The organism is Halalkalicoccus subterraneus (assembly GCF_003697815.1).
Classification (GTDB): domain Archaea; phylum Halobacteriota; class Halobacteria; order Halobacteriales; family Halalkalicoccaceae; genus Halalkalicoccus; species Halalkalicoccus subterraneus.
On the sequence record NZ_RDQG01000018.1, the window covers coordinates 1 to 18,398 of the forward strand.

General features: G+C 66.3%; 22 protein-coding genes. 13 read left to right on the forward strand and 9 right to left on the reverse strand.

Translation table 11 applies throughout. From position 1 onward, the window contains the following. The 7 genes from EAO80_RS04850 to EAO80_RS04880 form a co-directional block, all read left to right on the forward strand. Positions 1-283, forward strand: a 283-nt coding sequence (locus EAO80_RS04850; protein ID WP_122088809.1) for a DUF7124 domain-containing protein, incomplete at its 5' end; no start/stop codon positions are given. Between the two features lie 39 nt (positions 284-322). Beyond that, positions 323-1,162 carry a hypothetical protein gene (locus tag EAO80_RS04855; RefSeq protein ID WP_122088810.1) on the forward strand — a complete coding sequence of 280 codons (840 nt, stop codon included), beginning with the start codon at positions 323-325 and terminating at the stop codon, positions 1,160-1,162. A gap of 44 nt (positions 1,163-1,206) precedes the next feature. Beyond that, positions 1,207-1,734: a DUF5815 family protein gene (locus EAO80_RS04860; protein WP_122088811.1), complete on the forward strand. Its 528-nt coding sequence runs from the start codon at positions 1,207-1,209 to the stop codon at positions 1,732-1,734. A gap of 39 nt (positions 1,735-1,773) precedes the next feature. Beyond that, the gene (locus EAO80_RS04865; protein ID WP_122088812.1) at positions 1,774-3,009 is read left to right on the forward strand and encodes a molybdopterin-dependent oxidoreductase; all 1,236 of its coding nucleotides are present in this window, start codon (positions 1,774-1,776) and stop codon (positions 3,007-3,009) included. 79 nt (positions 3,010-3,088) lie between these two features. After that, positions 3,089-6,226 carry a carbamoyl-phosphate synthase large subunit gene (gene carB, locus EAO80_RS04870; RefSeq protein ID WP_122088813.1) on the forward strand — a complete coding sequence of 1,046 codons (3,138 nt, stop codon included), beginning with the start codon at positions 3,089-3,091 and terminating at the stop codon, positions 6,224-6,226. 44 nt (positions 6,227-6,270) lie between these two features. Beyond that, complete coding sequence (locus EAO80_RS04875; RefSeq protein ID WP_122088814.1) at positions 6,271-6,972, forward strand: SDR family oxidoreductase; 702 nt, start codon at positions 6,271-6,273, stop codon at positions 6,970-6,972. A 75-nt stretch (positions 6,973-7,047) separates the two neighbouring features. Beyond that, positions 7,048-7,851 (forward strand): glycerophosphodiester phosphodiesterase, encoded by an 804-nt coding sequence (locus EAO80_RS04880; protein ID WP_122088815.1) that lies wholly within the window; start codon positions 7,048-7,050, stop codon positions 7,849-7,851. Here EAO80_RS04880 and carA read toward each other — a convergent pair. Further along, the gene (gene carA, locus EAO80_RS04885; RefSeq protein WP_122088816.1) at positions 7,848-8,906 is read right to left on the reverse strand and encodes a glutamine-hydrolyzing carbamoyl-phosphate synthase small subunit; all 1,059 of its coding nucleotides are present in this window, start codon (positions 8,904-8,906) and stop codon (positions 7,848-7,850) included. The two genes, EAO80_RS04880 and carA, sit on opposite strands and share 4 nt — an antisense overlap. 102 nt (positions 8,907-9,008) lie before the next feature. Between carA and EAO80_RS04890 the strand changes: the two genes are divergently transcribed. Next, entirely contained in the window at positions 9,009-9,419 is a 411-nt protein-coding gene (locus EAO80_RS04890) for an Lrp/AsnC family transcriptional regulator (RefSeq protein WP_122088817.1), read from the forward strand. On the opposite strand, the gene EAO80_RS04895 is transcribed toward EAO80_RS04890, so the two are convergent. Continuing rightward, a complete protein-coding gene (locus tag EAO80_RS04895) occupies positions 9,416-10,108 on the reverse strand; it encodes a PHP-associated domain-containing protein (RefSeq protein WP_122088818.1) in 693 nt (230 codons plus the stop codon). The genes EAO80_RS04890 and EAO80_RS04895 overlap by 4 nt on opposite strands. 52 nt (positions 10,109-10,160) lie before the next feature. Here EAO80_RS04895 and EAO80_RS04900 point away from each other — a divergent pair, with 52 nt between their 5' ends. From EAO80_RS04900 to EAO80_RS04915, 4 genes are read left to right on the forward strand one after another with little or no spacing between them, the layout of a single operon-like run. Continuing rightward, positions 10,161-11,087 (forward strand): diacylglycerol/lipid kinase family protein, encoded by a 927-nt coding sequence (locus EAO80_RS04900; protein ID WP_122088819.1) that lies wholly within the window; start codon positions 10,161-10,163, stop codon positions 11,085-11,087. Between the two features lie 22 nt (positions 11,088-11,109). Continuing rightward, positions 11,110-11,676: an NUDIX hydrolase gene (locus EAO80_RS04905; RefSeq protein ID WP_122088820.1), complete on the forward strand. Its 567-nt coding sequence runs from the start codon at positions 11,110-11,112 to the stop codon at positions 11,674-11,676. Between the two features lie 42 nt (positions 11,677-11,718). Further along, positions 11,719-12,381, forward strand: a complete 663-nt coding sequence (locus EAO80_RS04910; RefSeq protein WP_122088821.1) for an MBL fold metallo-hydrolase — start codon at positions 11,719-11,721, stop codon at positions 12,379-12,381. A gap of 39 nt (positions 12,382-12,420) precedes the next feature. Then, on the forward strand, positions 12,421-12,651 hold the full coding sequence (locus EAO80_RS04915) for a hypothetical protein (RefSeq protein WP_122088822.1): 231 nt from the start codon (positions 12,421-12,423) through the stop codon (positions 12,649-12,651). Here EAO80_RS04915 and EAO80_RS04920 read toward each other — a convergent pair whose 3' ends face one another. Both EAO80_RS04920 and EAO80_RS04925 read right to left on the reverse strand, forming a co-directional pair. Further along, positions 12,652-12,900 carry a hypothetical protein gene (locus EAO80_RS04920; RefSeq protein ID WP_122088823.1) on the reverse strand — a complete coding sequence of 83 codons (249 nt, stop codon included), beginning with the start codon at positions 12,898-12,900 and terminating at the stop codon, positions 12,652-12,654. It lies immediately after the preceding gene. Further along, the gene (locus EAO80_RS04925; protein WP_122088824.1) at positions 12,900-13,928 is read right to left on the reverse strand and encodes a zinc-binding dehydrogenase; all 1,029 of its coding nucleotides are present in this window, start codon (positions 13,926-13,928) and stop codon (positions 12,900-12,902) included. Before EAO80_RS04925 ends, EAO80_RS04920 begins: the two co-directional genes overlap by 1 nt. A 75-nt stretch (positions 13,929-14,003) precedes the next feature. Between EAO80_RS04925 and EAO80_RS04930 the strand changes: the two genes are divergently transcribed. After that, complete coding sequence (locus EAO80_RS04930) at positions 14,004-14,603, forward strand: MogA/MoaB family molybdenum cofactor biosynthesis protein (RefSeq protein WP_122088825.1); 600 nt, start codon at positions 14,004-14,006, stop codon at positions 14,601-14,603. A 35-nt stretch (positions 14,604-14,638) separates the two neighbouring features. Here the strand turns inward: EAO80_RS04930 and EAO80_RS04935 are convergent, their stop codons facing one another. The 5 genes from EAO80_RS04935 to EAO80_RS04955 form a co-directional block, all read right to left on the reverse strand. After that, positions 14,639-15,082, reverse strand: coding sequence for a hypothetical protein (locus EAO80_RS04935; protein ID WP_122088826.1), 444 nt, complete (start codon positions 15,080-15,082; stop codon positions 14,639-14,641). A 62-nt stretch (positions 15,083-15,144) separates the two neighbouring features. Further along, on the reverse strand, positions 15,145-15,468 hold the full coding sequence (locus EAO80_RS04940) for a cupin domain-containing protein (protein ID WP_122088827.1): 324 nt from the start codon (positions 15,466-15,468) through the stop codon (positions 15,145-15,147). Positions 15,469-15,514: 46 nt separating this feature from the next. Then, entirely contained in the window at positions 15,515-15,829 is a 315-nt protein-coding gene (locus tag EAO80_RS04945; RefSeq protein WP_122088828.1) for a DUF7126 family protein, read from the reverse strand. Further along, positions 15,829-16,746 (reverse strand): glutamine-hydrolyzing GMP synthase, encoded by a 918-nt coding sequence (guaA, locus tag EAO80_RS04950; protein ID WP_122088829.1) that lies wholly within the window; start codon positions 16,744-16,746, stop codon positions 15,829-15,831. The genes EAO80_RS04945 and guaA overlap by 1 nt, the downstream gene beginning before the upstream one ends. Beyond that, on the reverse strand, positions 16,746-18,377 hold the full coding sequence (locus tag EAO80_RS04955) for a CTP synthase (protein ID WP_122088830.1): 1,632 nt from the start codon (positions 18,375-18,377) through the stop codon (positions 16,746-16,748). The genes guaA and EAO80_RS04955 overlap by 1 nt, the downstream gene beginning before the upstream one ends. Between the last annotated feature and the right edge of the window lie 21 nt (positions 18,378-18,398).

Here is an 18,398-nt window from a genome sequence, read left to right on the forward strand (position 1 = left end):
GCCCACCTACGTCGTGACGAACTTCACGCGCAAACACCGGATCCGCCAGGACTTCTTCTCCGGCCCGCGCGGGCGCGAGGAGAGCTTAGAGAGCGTTCACGAGCAGTTCGACACCGACCGGCACGTCTTCGTCGGCACGGACGAGGCCGACCGCGAGCTCGCAGAGCGCGTCGGCTGGGAGTACCTTCCCGTTGAGGACGCCGCGGAGGCGGCGGGCTGGACGCTCGCCGACGACGCCCCCGAACCGGAACCCGACGAGGACGAACGCGACGACTGGCCCTGAACCGGGGCGCCTTAGTACGGAGACACGAGAGCGACGGGTATGTCACTCGACGTCGCCCGCGCGCTGAAAGAGGGGCTCGATCGGCTCGTGAGCCGCAACGGTCTCGTGTTCGTCGGCGTCTTCCTGCTCGTCTCGATCGTCGGTAACGTCGCCCTCGACAGCGCGACCCTCGCCCTCGAGTCCGTGACCGCCGACCTCGCCGCCGAAACCGGCCAGCCCCCGCCGACCACCCTACCCGAGGGCACGACGCCGCTGGGGTTCGACCTCCCCGGCTCGGTCATCAGCCTGTTGCTTCTGGTCTGGCTGCTCGCGTGGGCCGCCACGAGCGTCGTCGCCGTACGCGTCATGGCGAGCGAGCACACCGGGACGATCCCCGACGAGCTGTTCTCGCGGCGGTTGACGTTCGCGACCGTCAACGAGGTGTTCGTCCGGATCGTCGTCCTGACGCTCATCACAGTCGGCCTCGTCTTTCTCGTCGTCCCCGGGGTCGTCCTCGCGATCTGTTTCTACTTCGTCCGCCCGCTGATCGCGATCGAGGACCGAAACGCGATCGACGCGATGGTCGAGAGCTGGCGGCTCTCACGGGGCGATCGGGTTACGATCTTCCTCCTGCTGGCCGGGGCGGTCGTCGTCTACGTCGCGATCTCGCTCGTCCCCGCCATCGGCGCGGTAGCCCTCTCGATACTTCCCCTCGCGGGGACGGCGGTTTCGGTCGCCGGAATCGCGCTTTCGATCGCCTTTGCGGCGGTCGCGAACGTCTTCTGGCTCGCCGTCTCGGCCCGCGCGTTCGTCCAGTTGCGCGAGCCGGCCGAGTCGGAAACCCGGGTCGAGGAGTCGGGATCGGACGACGAGTGGGACGACCCGCCAGGCGTCGAGTAGTAGAAAACGCGCCCTTTAACCGGCCGACGAGGTAAGAAAGGGCGATGGCAACGCCCCGGGTCCCCGGCGACGAGGCGATCGAGCTTCCCTGTGGCGAGTCGGTCTCGCTTGCGGAACTCGACATGGGGCTTCGCGAGTATTCCTGTACCTGTGGCGAGCGCCACGCGGTCGTGATGGACGTCCACCCTCCCTCCCGGTTCGTCCCCGAATCCATCGTCGTGGTGCTCAGAGAGACCGTCGAGACCGAAGACGAGTTCGAGGAGTTCGGCACGCCACACGTCATGGGCATCGTTTTGGAGGAGTTTCCCGACCAGGTGATCGCCGAGGACCTCTCGGAGAACGGCCAGGTCGGGTATTCGATGCTCTGGCTGACGGACTTCGACTCGCGACGCCTGCACGTCATCGTCGTCGAGTTGCTGATCGAACTGATGGAACACGCAATCAGCCACGCCGAGGACTCGGGAGCCACGAACGAGTTCGAAGAGCAGATGCTCGAGTTCGACGTCGAGGCGTTCGTCGACGATTATCGAACGGCCCGCGAGTTCGAGAGCGAGTTCGACCGGCCGGCCTGAGGGGACAAACGGTTTGTGGACGAACGATCATTGAGGAGTATGGCTACCACCGACCGCTCGCGGGAGCGCCGCGAGGAGATCGAGGCGATCCTCGAACGCAAGCCGGGCGTCCGCGAGGTCCGGGACGAGGCCGACCGCTACACCGTCGTCGGGGCCGCGGGGCGGGGCACCTACGCGAACTGGCTGACGCCCATCGAGGAGCACTTCGTCTGTCACCGCAACGCGATCCCCGAGATCGCGGACGACTCCTGGACGATCACCTTTTCCGGCGGTCTCGACGGCGAGACCTCGGTGGCCGAACTCACAGATAGATTCCCTATGGTCGCGGTCGCCCACACGATGGAGTGTGCGGGAAACGGCCGCGGCCAGCACGAGCCCGAGACCGCAAGCGTCCAGTGGGGCTTCGAGGCCGCCGCCACGGCTGTCTGGACCGGCGTTCCCCTCAGTTCCGTTCTCCGAGCGTTCTCGGACGAGATCCCCGAATCGGGCTGGCTGACCGCCATCGGCGGCGACCCCGGCGAAGAGGGCGTCTTCGCGCGCTCAATCCCCCTCGAGAAGGCGACCGACGACTGCATCCTGGCCGTGAGTATCAACGGACAGTCGATCCCGGCCGAACACGGCTACCCAGTACGATTGCTCGTTCCGGGCTGGTACGGCGTCAACAGCGTGAAGTGGCTCGACGAGCTCCGACTCATGGACTCGATGGTCACGGAGGGATCGCTCGACCGTCCGGGCCGACACGCGAAGTGGCAACAGGAGGACTATCGGATCCACCCCGCGGGTGAGACCCCTGAGCCGATGGAAACCATCGAGACGTTCGACACGTGGGACCAGTTCGAGTCCGACGAGATCGACCATCCCTACACGTTCGACCAGAACGTGATGTCGCTGATCGGGACGCCCGACGGCGAGGACCCGATCCGCGCGGGCTCGGTCGACGTCTGTGGGGTCGCATGGGCGGGCGACGATCCGGTCGAGCGCGTCGAGGTCTCGTTTGATGGCGGCGAGGGTTGGACCGAGGCCGAGCGCTTCGGCCCCGACTACGCCGGCGCGTGGCGGCTCTTCCGGACCTCGTGGGACGCGGAACCGGGGACTCACACGCTCGTCTCGCGGGCGACCGACGACCGCGGGCGGACCCAACCGGCGACGATCGGCTCTCCCGAGGAAGGGTTCGATTCCCTCGATTCCGGGCGATACCCGTGGAATGAGGGCGGGTACGCCGCGAACGCCTTCCTGCCGAACGCCGTCGAAGTCGAGGTCGAGCCCGTCGAGTAGGCTTCGAATCTCGAAATCCGGCTTCGCTTTTCACAACGTATCGTTCCTCTTATTACGATGTGCGAACTGGATCCGGGTGATGACCGACGAGGACACGGTCGACGGGGAGCAACGGACGATCCTTCTCATCGGGAGCGGCCCGATCCAGATCGGACAGGCCGCCGAGTTCGACTACTCGGGCGCACAGGCCTGCCGAGCGCTACAGGAGGAAGGAGTCCGAGTCGTCCTCGTCAACTCGAACCCTGCGACGATCATGACAGACCCCGAGATGGCCGACAAGGTCTACATCGAGCCCATCACCACCGAACCCATCGCGGAGATCATCCGGAAGGAGCGTCCCGATGGCGTGATCGCCGGGCTGGGCGGCCAGACCGGGCTCAACGTGACCGCGGAACTCGCCGAGGAAGGGGTCCTGGAGGAGTACGACGTCGAGATCATGGGCACGCCGCTGGATACCATCTACGCGACCGAGGACCGCGATCAGTTCCGCGATCGCATGGAGGAGTTGGATCAGCCGATGCCCCGCTCGCGGACCATCGAGTCCGTCGGCGCGGTCGAGGACGCCGTCGAGGCCGTCGGCGGCCTGCCCGTGATCATGCGTACGACCTACACGCTCGGCGGGAGCGGGTCGGGCGTCGTCGAGGAGATGAACGAGCTAAAGGAATCGGTCCGCAAGGGGCTTCGCCTCTCCCGGAACGGCGAGGTGCTGATCACCGAGTCCATCTCGGGCTGGGTCGAACTCGAATACGAGGTGATGCGCGACGCCGACGACTCGTGTATCATCATCTGTAACATGGAGAACCTCGACCCGATGGGCATTCACACCGGTGAGTCCACCGTGGTCACGCCCTCACAGGTGATCCCCGACGACGGCCACCAGGAGATGCGTTCGGCCGCGTTGGAGGTCATTCGGGACCTGGGCATTCAGGGCGGCTGTAACATCCAGTTCGCCTGGCGCGACGACGGTACGCCCGGCGGCGAGTATCGCGTCGTGGAGGTCAACCCGCGCGTCTCTCGCTCCTCGGCGCTGGCTTCGAAGGCGACGGGCTACCCCATCGCGCGCGTGACCGCGAAGGTCGCGCTGGGCAAACGCCTCCACGAGATCGAAAACGAGATCACCGGCGAGACGACCGCCGCCTTCGAGCCCGCGATCGACTACGTCGTCACCAAGGTCCCGCGCTGGCCCAAGGACAAGTTCTCCGAGGTCGACTTCGAGCTCGGCACCGCGATGAAGTCCACGGGAGAAGCGATGTCGATCGGTCGGACCTTCGAGGAGTCCCTGCTGAAGGCGCTTCGCTCCACCGAATACGTCCCCGACGTCGACTGGGACGCCCTCTCGGACGACGAGTTGGAGACCGACTACCTCGAAACGCCGACGCCGGATCGTCCCTACGGGATGTTCGAGGCCTTCTCCCGGGGATATTCGGTCGAGGAGGTCCACGAACTGACGGGAATCTACGAGTGGTACGTCGAGCGCTACGAGACCGTCGCCGAGGCGGCCGCCGCCGCCCAGAACGGCGAGTTCGGGGAGGCAGCCGGGGTCGGCTTCACGAACGCGCAGGTCGCGGCGGGAATCGACGCGAGCGAGGCCTCGACGATCCCGCAGGCCGACGGCGGTGCGATCGACGCGGTCGAGGCCAGCGCGCCCGAACGCGACTTCAAGCAGGTCGACACCTGCGCCGGCGAGTTCGCGGCCTCGACGCCGTACTACTACTCCGCACGCGCCCGCGGCGACCGCTTGGGCCGCGACGAGGTGCAGGTCGACACCGACGTCGAGAGCGTCGTGATCGTCGGCGGCGGGCCCATCCGCATCGGTCAGGGCGTCGAGTTCGACTACTGTACGGTCCACGCGGTGCAGGCGCTCCGCCAGAACGGCATCGAGGCCCACGTCGTCAACAACAACCCCGAGACCGTTTCGACGGACTACGACACGAGCGACGGGCTGTTCTTCGAACCCATCACCGCCGAGGAGGTCGCGGACGTGATCGAGGCGACCGGCGCCGACGGCGCGATGATCCAGTTCGGCGGGCAGACCTCCGTCGACATCGGCGAACCCTTGCAGGATGAGATCGAGCGTCGTGGACTCGACTGCGAGATCATGGGTACGGCCGTCGACGCGATGGACCTCGCGGAGGACCGCGACCGGTTCAACGGCCTCATGGACGAGCTGGGGATCGCCCAGCCGAAGGGTGGTACCGCGACCAGCGAGGCTGAAGCGCTGGATCTCGCCCACGAGATCGACTATCCCGTTCTCGTCCGTCCCTCCTACGTGCTGGGCGGGCGGGCGATGGAGGTCGTTCACTCCGACGAGGAGCTGAAGGAGTACATCGAGGAGGCGGTGCGGGTCGCCCCCGACAAGCCGATCCTCGTCGACAAGTTCCTCGAGGGCGGCGTCGAACTCGACGTCGACGCCGTTTCCGACGGCGAGCGCGTGCTGATCGGCGGGATCATGGAACACGTCGAGAGCGCCGGCGTCCACTCGGGCGACTCGGCGTGTATGATCCCGCCCCGGTGGCTCGAGGCCGACGCGATGGGTCGGATCCGCGAGGTGACCGAACAGATCGCCCGCGCGCTCGATACCGTGGGACTGCTCAACGTCCAACTCGCGGTCTACGAGGGCGAGGTCTACGTGCTGGAGGCGAACCCGCGCTCCTCGCGTACCGTGCCGTTCGTCTCGAAGGCGACCGGCGTCCCGATCGCGAAGCTCGCCGCGCGCGTGATGGCCGGCGCGACCCTCGATGAGCTCGACGCCACCGAAGGGATCCCCGAACAGACCAGCGTCAAGGAGGTCGTCCTCCCCTTCGATCGCCTGCCGGGCAGCGACCCGCGGCTGGGCCCCGAGATGAAGTCGACGGGCGAGGTCATGGGTACGGCCGACTCCTTCGGCAAGGCCTACTGGAAGGCCCAGCAGGCCGCCGGTGCCGTCCTCCCGCGCGGTGGGACCGCCGTGATCGACCTCGACGTAGACGGGTTCGAGGAGTTCTACGAGGTCAAGGAGTTCGACGACGTCCCACAGGCGATCCGCGAGGGCAAGGTCGATCTCGTGATCACGCGCGACCGCGAGTCGCTCCAGACCGCCGTCGAGGAGGACGTCACCTACTACTCGACGAGCCCGAGCGTCCAGGCGGCCCTCGAAGCGCTTCGCTCGCGCGACGAACCGCTGGACGTGCGGGCGGTCTCGGATCGCCCAGTGACGGACGCCGAGTGGGGCCGGTAGCCGCCGGGTAAACCTTCAACCGGCTCGCGACCCTCCGTCGAGTCATGACGATCGAAACCGTGCTGGTCGCGGGCGCGAGCGGGGAGACGGGTCGCGAGATACTGACCCTCCTTCGGAACACTGACCTCCACGTGCGCGCGATGACGCGCGATCCCGAGACGGTCGGGCAACTGGAGCGACTGGGGGCCGACGAGGTGATCGTCGGAAACCTCCTACACCTCGCCGACGCCGACCGTGCCGTTGCGGACGTCGACGCCGTGCTCTGTGCCGTGGGGACGAGACCGGGATTCGGTGCACTCACCGGCGCGTTCGTCGACGGAGAGGGCGTGATCAACCTCGCCGACGCCGCGAGCGAGGCGGGCGTCGAGCGCTTCGTCTTCGAGTCGTCTCTGGGAGTCGGCGACGCGAAGGCGGGACTGCCGACCTTCGCTCGCCTCCTCATCGCCCCGATCCTGCGCGCGAAAGACGAGGCCGAGACCCACCTCCGCGAGTCGGGGCTGACGTACACGATCCTCCGGCCCGGCGGGCTGACCAACGACGCTCCCTCCGGCGAGGTCGTGGTCGGGGAAGGCGGGGATTCGATCTCCGGTCGGATCTCCCGGGCCGACGTCGCCCGTCTCATGGTCGCCGCGCCCTTCACCCCCGACGCGGAGAACCGGACCTTCGAGATCGCGAGCAGGGAGGGGCTGCGCGGCGTGCCGAAGAACGTCACTCGGCTGACGTGGGTCGAGCCGAGCGCACTATAGAGTGCTATAGAGAGTCAGGAGCCGTCTATAGTCCTATTAGGAAAGTTGATACGCTCTCCTGAGTTACGGTCGCCAATGGCAACCGGTCAGGGCGTCGAGCCGATGTGGGTGTCGGAGCGCGCTTTCGAACCGTCTGACCCGCCGAACGTACCGTCGCTGATCGCCCATCGTGGCTTCGCCGGCGAGCATCCCGAGAACACCGCCGCCGCGATCCGGGCGGCCGCCCGCGTGGCGGACTGGATCGAGATCGACTGTCGGCCGACCGCCGACGGAGCGATCGCCGTCTATCACGACCATCGCCTCGACCGCTGTACGCCGCTGACGGGGCCCGTCAGCACGATCCGGAGCGAGAAACTCTTCTCAACGCCGGCTCGCGGCGGTGGCACTGTCCTCTCGCTTCCCGACGCGCTCTCGTTGATCCCCGCCGAGGTCGGGGTCGTGCTCGATCTCAAAGGTCGTTTCGGGACGGCCCCCACGGGCGGATCCGAGCGCTGGGAGTGGATCGATCGGGTCGTCTCGCTCGTCGAGCGCGCACCGAACCCGGTGCTTGCCGCCTCGTTCTGGGAGGACGCACTGGCGGCGGTCGACGGCCGACTGCCGACCGCCTACCTGTTCGAGCACGACGTCGAGACCGCGCTGGCGGTCGCACAGCGCCATGGCTGTCGCGCGATCCACCCGCCCGCGGACCTGATCGAGGGGACGCCGTTTGCCCGCGGCTCGACCGAGTTGCTCGATCCGACGAGCGAGTGCGGGCTCGCGGTCAACGTCTGGACGGTCACGAACCGCCACGAGGCGGCGGCACTCGCGGCGGCCGGCGTCGACGGGCTCATCTCGGACTACGCGGACGTACTGTCGCCGCGAAAAACACTGTCGCCCTAGTCGGCCGTCACGGTCGGCCCGTTCGCCAGTTCGAGGACGTCGTCGAAGAAGTCGAGCGAGTCGTGCGGGCCCGGGTTCGCCTCGGGGTGGTACTGGCGGGTGATCACGCCCAACTCGTCGCTGTCGAGGCCTTCAGGGGTATCGTCGTTGACGTTCACTTGGGTTACGTCGAGGTCACCGGGCTCCGAAACCGTATAACCGTGGTTCTGTGTCGTCATCACGACCTTCCCGGTGCGCAGATCCCTGACTGGTTGGTTGACGCCGCGATGTCCGAAGACCATCTTCTCTGTCTCGCCGCCGAGCGCCCGGGCGACGATCTGCTGGCCCAGACAGATCCCCGCGATCGGGAGGTCGCCGGCAAAGGTCTCGACTAACTCCCGGGCCGCGGTGAAGTTCGCGGGATCGCCCGGTCCGTTCGAGATGAAGAGCACGTCAGGGTCGAGTTCGCGGATCTCCGCGGGCGTCGTGTCGTAGGGGAGGACGTGGACGTCGGCCCCACGGTCGGTCAGCGAGGAGGTGATCGAGCCCTTCGCGCCGCAGTCGATCAGCGCGACGTCGTATTCGCCCCCGCCCTCGACGGTGTAGCTCTCGGCAACGCTGACCTGCGCGCCGATGTCGGTGTGCTCGCTCATGCCCTTGCACGCCTCGAGTTCGGCGAGGGCGTCCTCCGGGGTCGCCTCGGGCCCGGCGGCGATCCCACAGCGCATCGCGCCCTCGTCGCGGATCTCGGTGACGAGGTCGCGCGTGTCGAGATGGTCGATAGCGGGGATCCCTTCGCGTTCGAGCCACTCGGCGAGGTCATCGGTCAGTTCGAGCGCGACGACCGCGGTAGGGTGGATCCGCTCCGATTCGAATCGCTCGTCCCGAACGCCGTAGTTCCCGATGAGCGGGTACGAAAAGGTCAACACCTGTTCTTCGTAGGAGGGGTCCGTCAGACTCTCCTCGTAGCCCGTATAGGCGGTCGTAAAGACCAGTTCCCCTCGGGCCGTCCCGGGCGCACGTCCGCGCGCTTCCAGAACACGGCCCCCTTCGAGTGCCAGGTAGGCGTCCGACATTACGAGAAGCGTATGAACAGACCGAGTATAAACCTTGCTTTCGAAGCGAAGTTACGAATTTCGTAACGATAAAGCCCGGCGACGAACAACCATCGGGTCTCAATGGACGAGCTGGATCGGGAGATCCTCGACGTGCTCCGCCACGACGCGCGAATTCCCTATACGGAGATCGCGGATCGCGTCGGGACCAGCGAGGGCACGGTCCGAAACAGGGTCGACCGGATGCTCGAAACCGGCGTCATCGAGCGCTTTACGGTCGCCACCCGCACCGGCAACATCAAGGCGATGATCGAACTCGGCGTCGACGTGGCGGTCGATACCACCGCCGTCGCCGGGCGACTCGCCGAGTGGGACGCCGTCGACTTCGTCTGGCAGGTCAGCGGCGAGGCCGACGTCGTCCTCATCGTCGATGCCGCCGATACCACGGGCGTCAACGACCTCATCACCCGTGCCCGGGACATGGACGAGATCGTCAGCACCACGACGCGGCTGATCCTCGACGAGCAGCGTTAGCTCTCCGGCGGCGTGCCGACCCCCGGTGTCACCTCGGTGAGCTGGCCCTTTCGCTCGTGGATCCACCGGTAGCCCCGCCGGAGGACGCGCGCGAAGGGCCCACCCGCGACCTCGGGCTCGACCCGACCCTCACGAATGGCCTCGACGATCGACTCGGGTGTAGGTTCGGCGTCGACGTTCGTGTACGCGCGCCCGACCTCGAAGGGGTAATGGGCGTCGCTGCCGCCGACGAGCGGGATGTCCCGCTCCGCGGCGATCTCGCGGACCAGCGGCCACGTCCGGGGGTGTTTGCCGTTGCATTCGATGGCGTCGAAGGCCACGTCGGTCTCGCGGATCGTGCTGTTGCGAAACGGGTGGGCGATGATCGCCGCGCAGTCCCGGTCGTGGGCCAGCTCGACGGCTTCGGCGGGCGTGAGCGCTCCCCGTTCGGTTCGCGTCGGCGGGTCCGGCCCGAGCACGACGACGTGGCCCTTCGTCGTCGAGATCTCGATACCGGGAACCGAGAGGAACTCCTCGTGGGGGTTTCCGAGGGGACGGTAGTAGTCGTGGTTCGTCAGCGCGACCCCGTCGAGTCCGCGGCGCCTTGCGAGCGTGGTGAGTGCGGCGTGACCGTAGGGATCGAACCGCTCGGCGAGCCGATCGTGGCCGTGGAAGAAGCGCGTGTGCGCGTGGAGATCGAGCGAGAGCACATCTCCCTTTGAGTGTCGCCAAGGCTTTGCGCTTGCGTCTCGACGATCAGGTATGGCCGGTGACGAGGGCGACTGTGTCGTGGTCGTAAACCCCGAAAGCGGGGGGCTCAATGGCGACATATCGACGGTACGTGAACTGGCTACCGAATACGGGTTCGACCTCGCGGTCTCCGAGGAGGCGGGCGAGCCCGTTTCGCTGACCCGCGAGGCCATCGAGGCGGGTGCGACCCGGATTGGGGCCTGTGGCGGCGACGGAACCGTAAACGAGGTCGCCTGCGGGATCGACGAGGCCGAGGCCTTCGATTCGACGACCCTCGGCGTGATCCCCGCGGGAACGGGCAACAACTTCGCGAGCAACATGGGCGTCCAGAGCATCGAACACGGGTTCGAACTGCTTTCGGAAGGGGTAACCCGTCGAATCGATCTGGGTATCGCCGGGGACGAGCTGTTCGTCAACTCCTGTGTCTGCGGGCTGACCGCCGACGCCAGCGGAGCGACCTCCTCGGAGCTGAAGGGACGGTTCGGCGAACTCGCGTACGTCTTCAAGACGATCGACCGGATGCGCGAGTTCGAGTCGATCCCGCTGCACGTTCACGCCGAGGACGAGGAGGTGATCTGGGATGGCGACGCGATGTTCGTCCTGATCGGCAACGCACGGCGATTTCCGGTCGAAGGCCGCCAACAGGCAAACGTCGAGGACGGCCGCTTCGAGGTGACGATCATCGAGGACGTCCCGACGGGGCAACTGGTACGGGAGACGGCGAAACGTCGGTTGCTCGGCGGGGAGGCGAGCAGCATCCACCGGATCACGACTCCCTCGTTGCGCGTCGACGTTCGGCGCGACGAACCGGTTTCGTTCAGTTTCGACGGCGAGATCTCCCAGTTCACGGAGCTCCCGTGTCGGGTTCGTCCGGGGACGCTTTCGGTTCGCGTCGGCGACGAGTACGACCCGATTCCGCCCGAACCGAAGGGTGTTTGACCCCGCTCGCTGATATCTGACTATGAGCGTTCAGGACACCGCGGGCGAAGACTCCCACGAGAACGCCCGCCAGGACGTCGTCGCGGTCGACGCCGACGACGCCAAACAGGGCGTCGTCAACCGACTCGAAGCCCACACGGGTGACGGTATCCGGCACCGGGCGTTTACCGCCCTGCTGTTCGATCACGACGACAACATCCTGCTGGCCCAGCGAAGCCCCGACAAACGCCTCTGGGACACCCACTGGGACGGCACCGTTGCCTCCCATCCCGTCGAGGGTCAGAGCCAGAAAGAAGCCACTCGAAACCGCCTCGACGACGAACTCGGCGTCCAGCCCTCCCAGTACACCGACCTGCGAGTCGCCGACAAGTTCGAGTACAAACGCTACTACCCCAACGAGGGCGTCGAACACGAGGTCTGTTCCGTGCTCAAATGCACCCTCGACGATACTACCCTCGACCCCGACGAGGCCGAGGTCGCGGGCCTGATGTGGGTGCCCTACGAGCGCCTCTACGAGAACCCCAAGTGGTACCGCCAACTGCGGCTCTGCCCCTGGTTCGAGATCGCGATGCGCCGCGATTTCGAGTAGCGACTGAGGGGACTTTTTGTCTCCGGCGTGAGAAGGGGCCGTATGGCACCCGACAGCCGCGTTTATCGCCTCGTGGACGGCATCTCGAACGTCTATCTCGTCGACGACGGCGAGCTTACCCTGCTCGACGCCGGGACGCCGGGCGACGCGAAGGCGATCCGCGAAGGGATCCGCGCGCTCGGCCACGCCGTCGCCGATGTCGACCGCGTTTTACTCACTCACTACGACTACGACCACGTCGGTGCGCTCGCCTCGCTGGGACTGAACGCCCCGATCCACGCCGGCGAACCCGACGCGACCTACGTGACGGGGGCGGCGAAACCGCCGCTGTTCGACAAGAAGGGACTCTCCCAGCGCGTTCTCGGCCGGAACCTCGATTTCCCCGACCTCACCTCCGTTCCCGTCACCGATGGCGAGGTGATCGGCGGCTTTCGTGCCTATCATACGCCGGGTCACACCGCCGGCCACATGGTGTACCTCCACGAGGGACTCGACGTCGCCTTCCTCGGGGACTGCGTGCGTGAGTCGGAACATACCCTCGAACCCATGCCGGGCTTCCTGTGTGCGGATTCGAAGCGCAACCACGAGAGCATCAAGGAGTTCTTCGAGCGCGCGCCGACCTTCGAGTACGGCGCGCCGGGCCACGGCGAGCCCATCACTGCCGGGGCGAGCGCGGTGTTGCGCCGCGTCGCGGCCGGGCTGTAGGCCCCAACCCTTATTCCGCCGTCTCGGATATGACCCTACATGGCGCTGCAGTACTACGACCTCGTGCTCGGAGCCATCTTCGTGAGCCTCCTCGTCGGTGCGCTGGTCGGAGCCTACACCGCGGTGTCGATACTGGTTGCGACCGTTGTCGCCTGTACGGTCGCCGTTGGGATGATCGGCCACGCGCTGTTCGTTCGCGGACCCGTCGATGCCCTCGAGGACCTCTCCGAAGAGGTCGACGCCGTCGGCCCCATCGAGTTCGCCGACTGATCAGGGTCGGGCGGTCACCAGCACGGCGACGAGACCCAACACGACCGCGGGAACCAACGGCAAGACGAGATACGCCACGAAGAACGGCAGCATGTCCGGCGGCTGAAAGAGGATAATCGCGGGCGCGACGAGAAAGGTAAGGACGACCACGCCGACGAGCGTCCAGCCCTGCCAGTCGAACTCCCGATCCGCGGGGTCGGTCGTCGTCTCGACCCCCGGTTCGTAGACGTATCCCCGATCGTCGCTCATTACTCTAGTTCGCTGTCCGGAACCACAACTACCTTTCCAAAGCCCTCGCGCTCCTCGATGATCTCGTGGGCGCGGGCGGCCTCGCTCATCGGCAGGACCTCTCGAATCGCCGGCTCGAAGGTGCCGTCCCAGACCAGTTCGAGGGCCGTCTCGGCCTGCTCGGGGGTGGCCATCGTCGAGCCGATCACCGAGAGCTGGTTCCAGAACATCCGGTTGAGGCCGGCACCGGGGTTCGGGCCCGTGGTCGCCCCGCAGGTGACGATCCGCCCGCCCTTCGCGAGGCTTTTCAAGGATTCGTCCCACGTCGCCTCGCCGATGTGGTCGACCACCATGTCGACGCCTCGCCCGTCGGTCAGCGACTTGACCTCGCTTCCGAACTCCGTCTCGGCGTAGTTGATCGTCCCGTCGGCGCCGATCCCCTCCGCGTACTCCAACTTCTCGTCGGAACTCGCCGTCGCGTACACCGTCGCGCCCGCGTGGGTGGCGACCTGAACGGCGGCGTGGCCGACCCCGCCCGACGCACCCAGCACCAGAACGTCCTCGCCGGCCTGCAGTTCGCCGCGCTCGATGAGCATGCGCCAGGCGGTCTGGAAGACCAGCGGCGCGGCCGCCGCGGTCTCCCAGTCGACGTGCTCAGGCACGGGGATGAGGTTGTCCTCGGGGATCGCCGCGTACTCGCTGTGGACCCCGCGGACGTGCTCGCCGATGATGTGAAAGCGCGGGTCGAGCGTCGGGTCGTCCATGCGCTCGTCGCCGACGCCCGCGATGAGCGCGACCCGGTCGTCCTCCGAAAATCGGGTGACGTCCGTCCCCACGTCCGCAACGACGCCCGCACAGTCGCTGCCCGGGATGTGGGGCATCTCCAGGTCGAGCCCCGGCATTCCCTTTCGTGTCCAGATGTCGAGGTGGTTCAACGCGCCGGCCTTCACGTCGACGAGCACCTCGTCGTTCTCGATTTCGGGGTCGGGAAACTCGCCGTACTCGATCACGTCGCGCCCGCCGTGCTCCGAGAACTGGACTGCGTCCATACGCGTGGGCATGGCTACCGCACCCAAAACTGTACTGGTGGCGGCCTTTTAGACGCTGGCCCGCGAAGGCGGAGTATGGCCGAGGAGACGCGACACGACGACCGCAAGAACGACCACGACCACCACGAGGGGGACGGCGAGGACGATCACGGCGACCACGACCATGATCACCACGCCCAAGACGCCGAAGAGATCCGTGCAGGCGTCGTCACCGTCTCCTCCTCGCGCGAATCCGGCGATGACCCCTCCGGCAACGCCATCATCGAGATCCTCGAGGGCGAGGGGATCGAACTGACCCACCGCGAACTCATCCCCGACGAGTTCGACCGGGTCCAACGGTCGGTGGACAACCTCACGGATCGCGAGGACGTCGATCTCATCGTCACGACCGGTGGAACCGGCGTCACGCCCGACGACGTCACCGTCGAGGCCGTTGAGCCGCTGGTCAGCAAGACGCTTCCGGGATTCGGCGAACTGTTCCGACGGCTCTCCTACGACGAGGTCGGCACCCACGTCGTCGCGACGCGGGCGATCGCCGGCGTCGCGGACGGCGTACCCGTGTTCTGCCTGCCCGGCAGCGAGAACGCCGTCCGGCTCGGCACCCGCGAAATCATCGTCGAGGAGGTCCCGCATCTAATCGGTCTCGCCACGCGCGAGGACGAACCCGAGGCGTAGACCGAATCGAGTTCGACCGGCCGGATTCGGGCCGCTCAGACGACCTCGATCTCCGCCGCTCGCCGTCGCTTCTCGTATTCCTCGCCTCGCCCGGAGACGATCGCTCCGAGTCGATCCTCGTATTCGGAGAGAGTCCAGGGACCCCGGCCTCCTTCGCCCGACGGCGTCGGTGCCGCCATCGTCGCCTGATACTCGTCGATCGAGAGCAGGACGTGGGAACTCACCGGCGATCCCGAATAGATGACCCAGTACCGATAGCCGGCGTCGATCGTGGCGTCGTCGTGGCCGGCCCACTCGGAGGCCTGTTTCCAGTCGACGCCGCGTCCGCGCTCGATCCGGAGCGCGACGTCCTGCTCGTACACCCAGGTGATGTGCTTGTAATCGGCCGTTTCTAGCAAACCGAAGTCACATTTGTGAAACTTCCAGTCGTCCGGTTCGGAGTTACAAATCGTCCGGCGTATTTCGTCGATACTAGTCATACGCACGTCGAGTCACGGTCACCCCATAAATCTAGCGTCGGTCGAAAGGGGAGTTCGTCGATTCAGGACGGCAGCGGACAGAGGCTCGCGGTGAACACAACCATTTCGTCGGTGTCGTTTCGCGCGCCGTGGGCGACCCCGCGCTCGTGGAGCACCACGCCCGGTGCGGCGATGTCCTCCTCGATGTCGCTCTGGAGCACCGTTACGGTTCCTTCGAGGACGTGAAAGACGTTCGTCGAGTCGCCGTGTTCGTGCGCCGAGAGTTCAGCGCCGGGTCCGAGCGCGAAGGCCTTGACGAGCACGTCGTCCTCTACCACTAGCTCCGTGCTTTCGACCTCGCCGTCGTCGGGATCGAGGCCGTGTTCCCCGTAGCGATCGAGTGCCATGGCAGGCCTTCGACGGATCGGCACAAAAACGCGGCGGTCGCTCGGCTTACAGTTCCTCTGCGATCGCCTCGGGACTCAGAAGGTCGGGGTCGACGATCAGATCCGCGAGCGGCTGGGCGAACTCCGGGAGCGAATCGGCGGCGTAAACGATGATTCGGAGCTCCTCGTTGAGTTCGCGCGCGACCGGAATGCCGGTGGCGTGAACCGTGTCGGTGATCGCGAAGACCGTAGCGTCCTCGATACCGGCCGTTTCGAGCGCCACACGGTCGGCAAATCCCTCGATCCGGGTCACCTCGAATCCCTCGGCTTCGAGCGCCTCGCCCAGTCCGTCTTCGTCCTCGCCCGCGATGACTGCGTTCATCACTCGTACTCGATGGTCGCAGGCGGCTTGTGTGTGACGTCGTAGACCACGCGCGCGACGTTCTCGTTCTCGCCCGTGATCCGGCTCTGGATGCGCTGGAGCGTCTCCCAGTCGATCTCCTGTGCGCGGGCGGTCATACCATCGCGGGACTCGACCGACCGGACGGCGACGACCCAACCGTGAACCCGGTTGTCGCCCTTGACGCCCGTCGCCTTGCCGATGACGGCCGCCAGCGCCTGCCACGGCTCGTACTCCTCGAGTTCGTCCTCGACGACGTGACACGCCTCGCGCGCCACTTCTACCTTCTCCTCGGTGACCTCGCCGATGACTCGGACCGCGAGCCCGGGGCCGGGAAACGGCATGCGCTCGGCGACGAGTTCGTCGAGGCCGAGTTCGCGTGCGACCTCCCGGACCTCGTCCTTGTAGAGGTCACGCACCGGCTCGACGATCCCCTCGAAGTCGATTCGCTCGGGGAGCCCGCCGACGTTGTGATGCGACTTGATCCCGCCCTCAGATTCGATGCGGTCGGGGTAGATCGTCCCCTGCACGAGATAGTCGGCGTCGGCCTCCCGGGCCTCGCGCTCGAACTCCCGGATGAACCCTTCCCCGATCACCTCCCGTTTCTCCTCGGGGTCGGTCACGCCCGAGAGCGCGTCGAGGAAGCGCTCCTCGGCGTCGACCACCCGAAGCGACTCCATATAGGAGAAGGTGTCGCTCACTTGCTCGGTCTCGCCCTTTCGCATCAGCCCGGTGTCGACGTAGACCGGCGTCAGCTGTGCGCCGACGGCCTCGTAGGCCAACGCCGCCGCGACCGAGGAATCGACCCCACCCGACAGCGCGATCACGGCGTCCGCGTCGCCGATCTCCGCTTCGATCTCCTCAACTGCCTCGTCGATGAATTCTTTGGCGTTGACCATTAGGCTTCGACCTCCGTTCGAGCGTGTTCGAGGACGGCATCGACCAGCCCGACGAAGGGCGGGCTCGCCCGGCCCGGCCGCGAGCGGAACTCGGGATGGAACTGCGTGCCGAGGAAGTACGGGTGGTCCTCGATCTCGAGGATCTCCATGCGGTTGTTGGCTCGCCCGGAGAAGGTGAGTCCCGCCGATTCCAGTCGCTCGATGTACTCCGGATTGACTTCGTAGCGGTGGCGGTGGCGCTCGGTGCACGAGGTCGCACCACCGTAGACCTCGCTTGCGAGGGTACTCGATTGAATATCGGTGTCGTGAGCGCCGAGCCGCATCGTCCCGCCCATGTCCTCGACCTCGTACTGTTCGGGCAGGATATCGATCACGGGGTGGTCGGTCTCGGCGTCGATCTCGGCCGAATGAGCGCCCTCGAGCCCGCAGACGTGCCGGGCGTAGTCGACGACCGCCATCTGAAAGCCCAGACAAAGCCCGAGGAAGGGAACCTCGTTCTCGCGAGCGTAGCGGATCGCCTCGAGCTTTCCTCGGGTGCCCCGCGAGCCGAACCCGCCGGGGACGACGATCCCGTCGGCCTCCTCCAGGCGCTCCTGATGGGCCGCGGCCATCTCGTCCGAATCGACCCATTGGATGTTGACCTCGACGTTTCGCTCCAGCCCGGCGTGTTTCAGCGCCTCGTGGATCGAGAGGTACGCGTCCTCGAGGGCGTACTTGCCCACGAGTGCGATCTCGATCTCCCGGTCGGCCTCCTGGGTGACCAGATCGCGCCACTCGTTTTTGCGCTCGCCCTCGGGCAGGGCCTCCTCGGCGAGTCCCAATCGCTCCATGACGTACTCGTCGAGCCCTTCCTCCTCGACCATCAGGGGCACCTGATAGATATCGGGCACGTCGGGGTTCGAGAACACCGCCTCGGTGGGGACGTCGCCGAACAGGGCGATCTTCTCCTTGGTTTCGGGTTCGAGGTGGTCGTCACACCGCCCGACGACGATGTCGGGCTGGAGGCCGATCGATCGCAGTTCCTTCACCGAGTGTTGGGTCGGCTTGGTCTTCTGTTCGCCGTTCTTCGAGTACGGGACGAGGGTGACGTGGGCGAAGAGGATGTCCTCATCGTCCTCCTCGTGGGCGAACTGGCGCAGGGCTTCGAGATACGGCATCCCCTCGATGTCGCCGACGGTTCCCCCGACCTCGATGAGACAGACGTCGGTGCCCTCGGCGGCTTCCCTGATTCGCCGTTTGATGTCGTCGGTGATGTGGGGGATGATCTGGACGGTCTCGCCCAGGTAGTCGCCCGAGCGTTCCTTCTCGATGACGTGCTGGTAGGTCTTGCCCGTCGTGACGTTATGATCGAACGTCATGTCGATGTCGAGAAAGCGCTCGTAGTTCCCCAGATCGAGGTCGACCTCGCCGCCGTCCTTCAACACGTATACTTCCCCGTGCTGGTAGGGGTTCATCGTCCCGGCATCGACGTTCAGGTAGGGATCGATCTTCACCGCGGTCACCGAGAAGCCGGCGTTTTTCAACAGCCGGCCGGTGCTCGCGGCGGTGATCCCCTTTCCGAGGCCGCTCATCACGCCCCCAGTCACGAAAATGAACTTCCTCCCGAGGGAGGGATCGTAATCGGTCGGCATACTGACCCTGTGCGAAGGGGA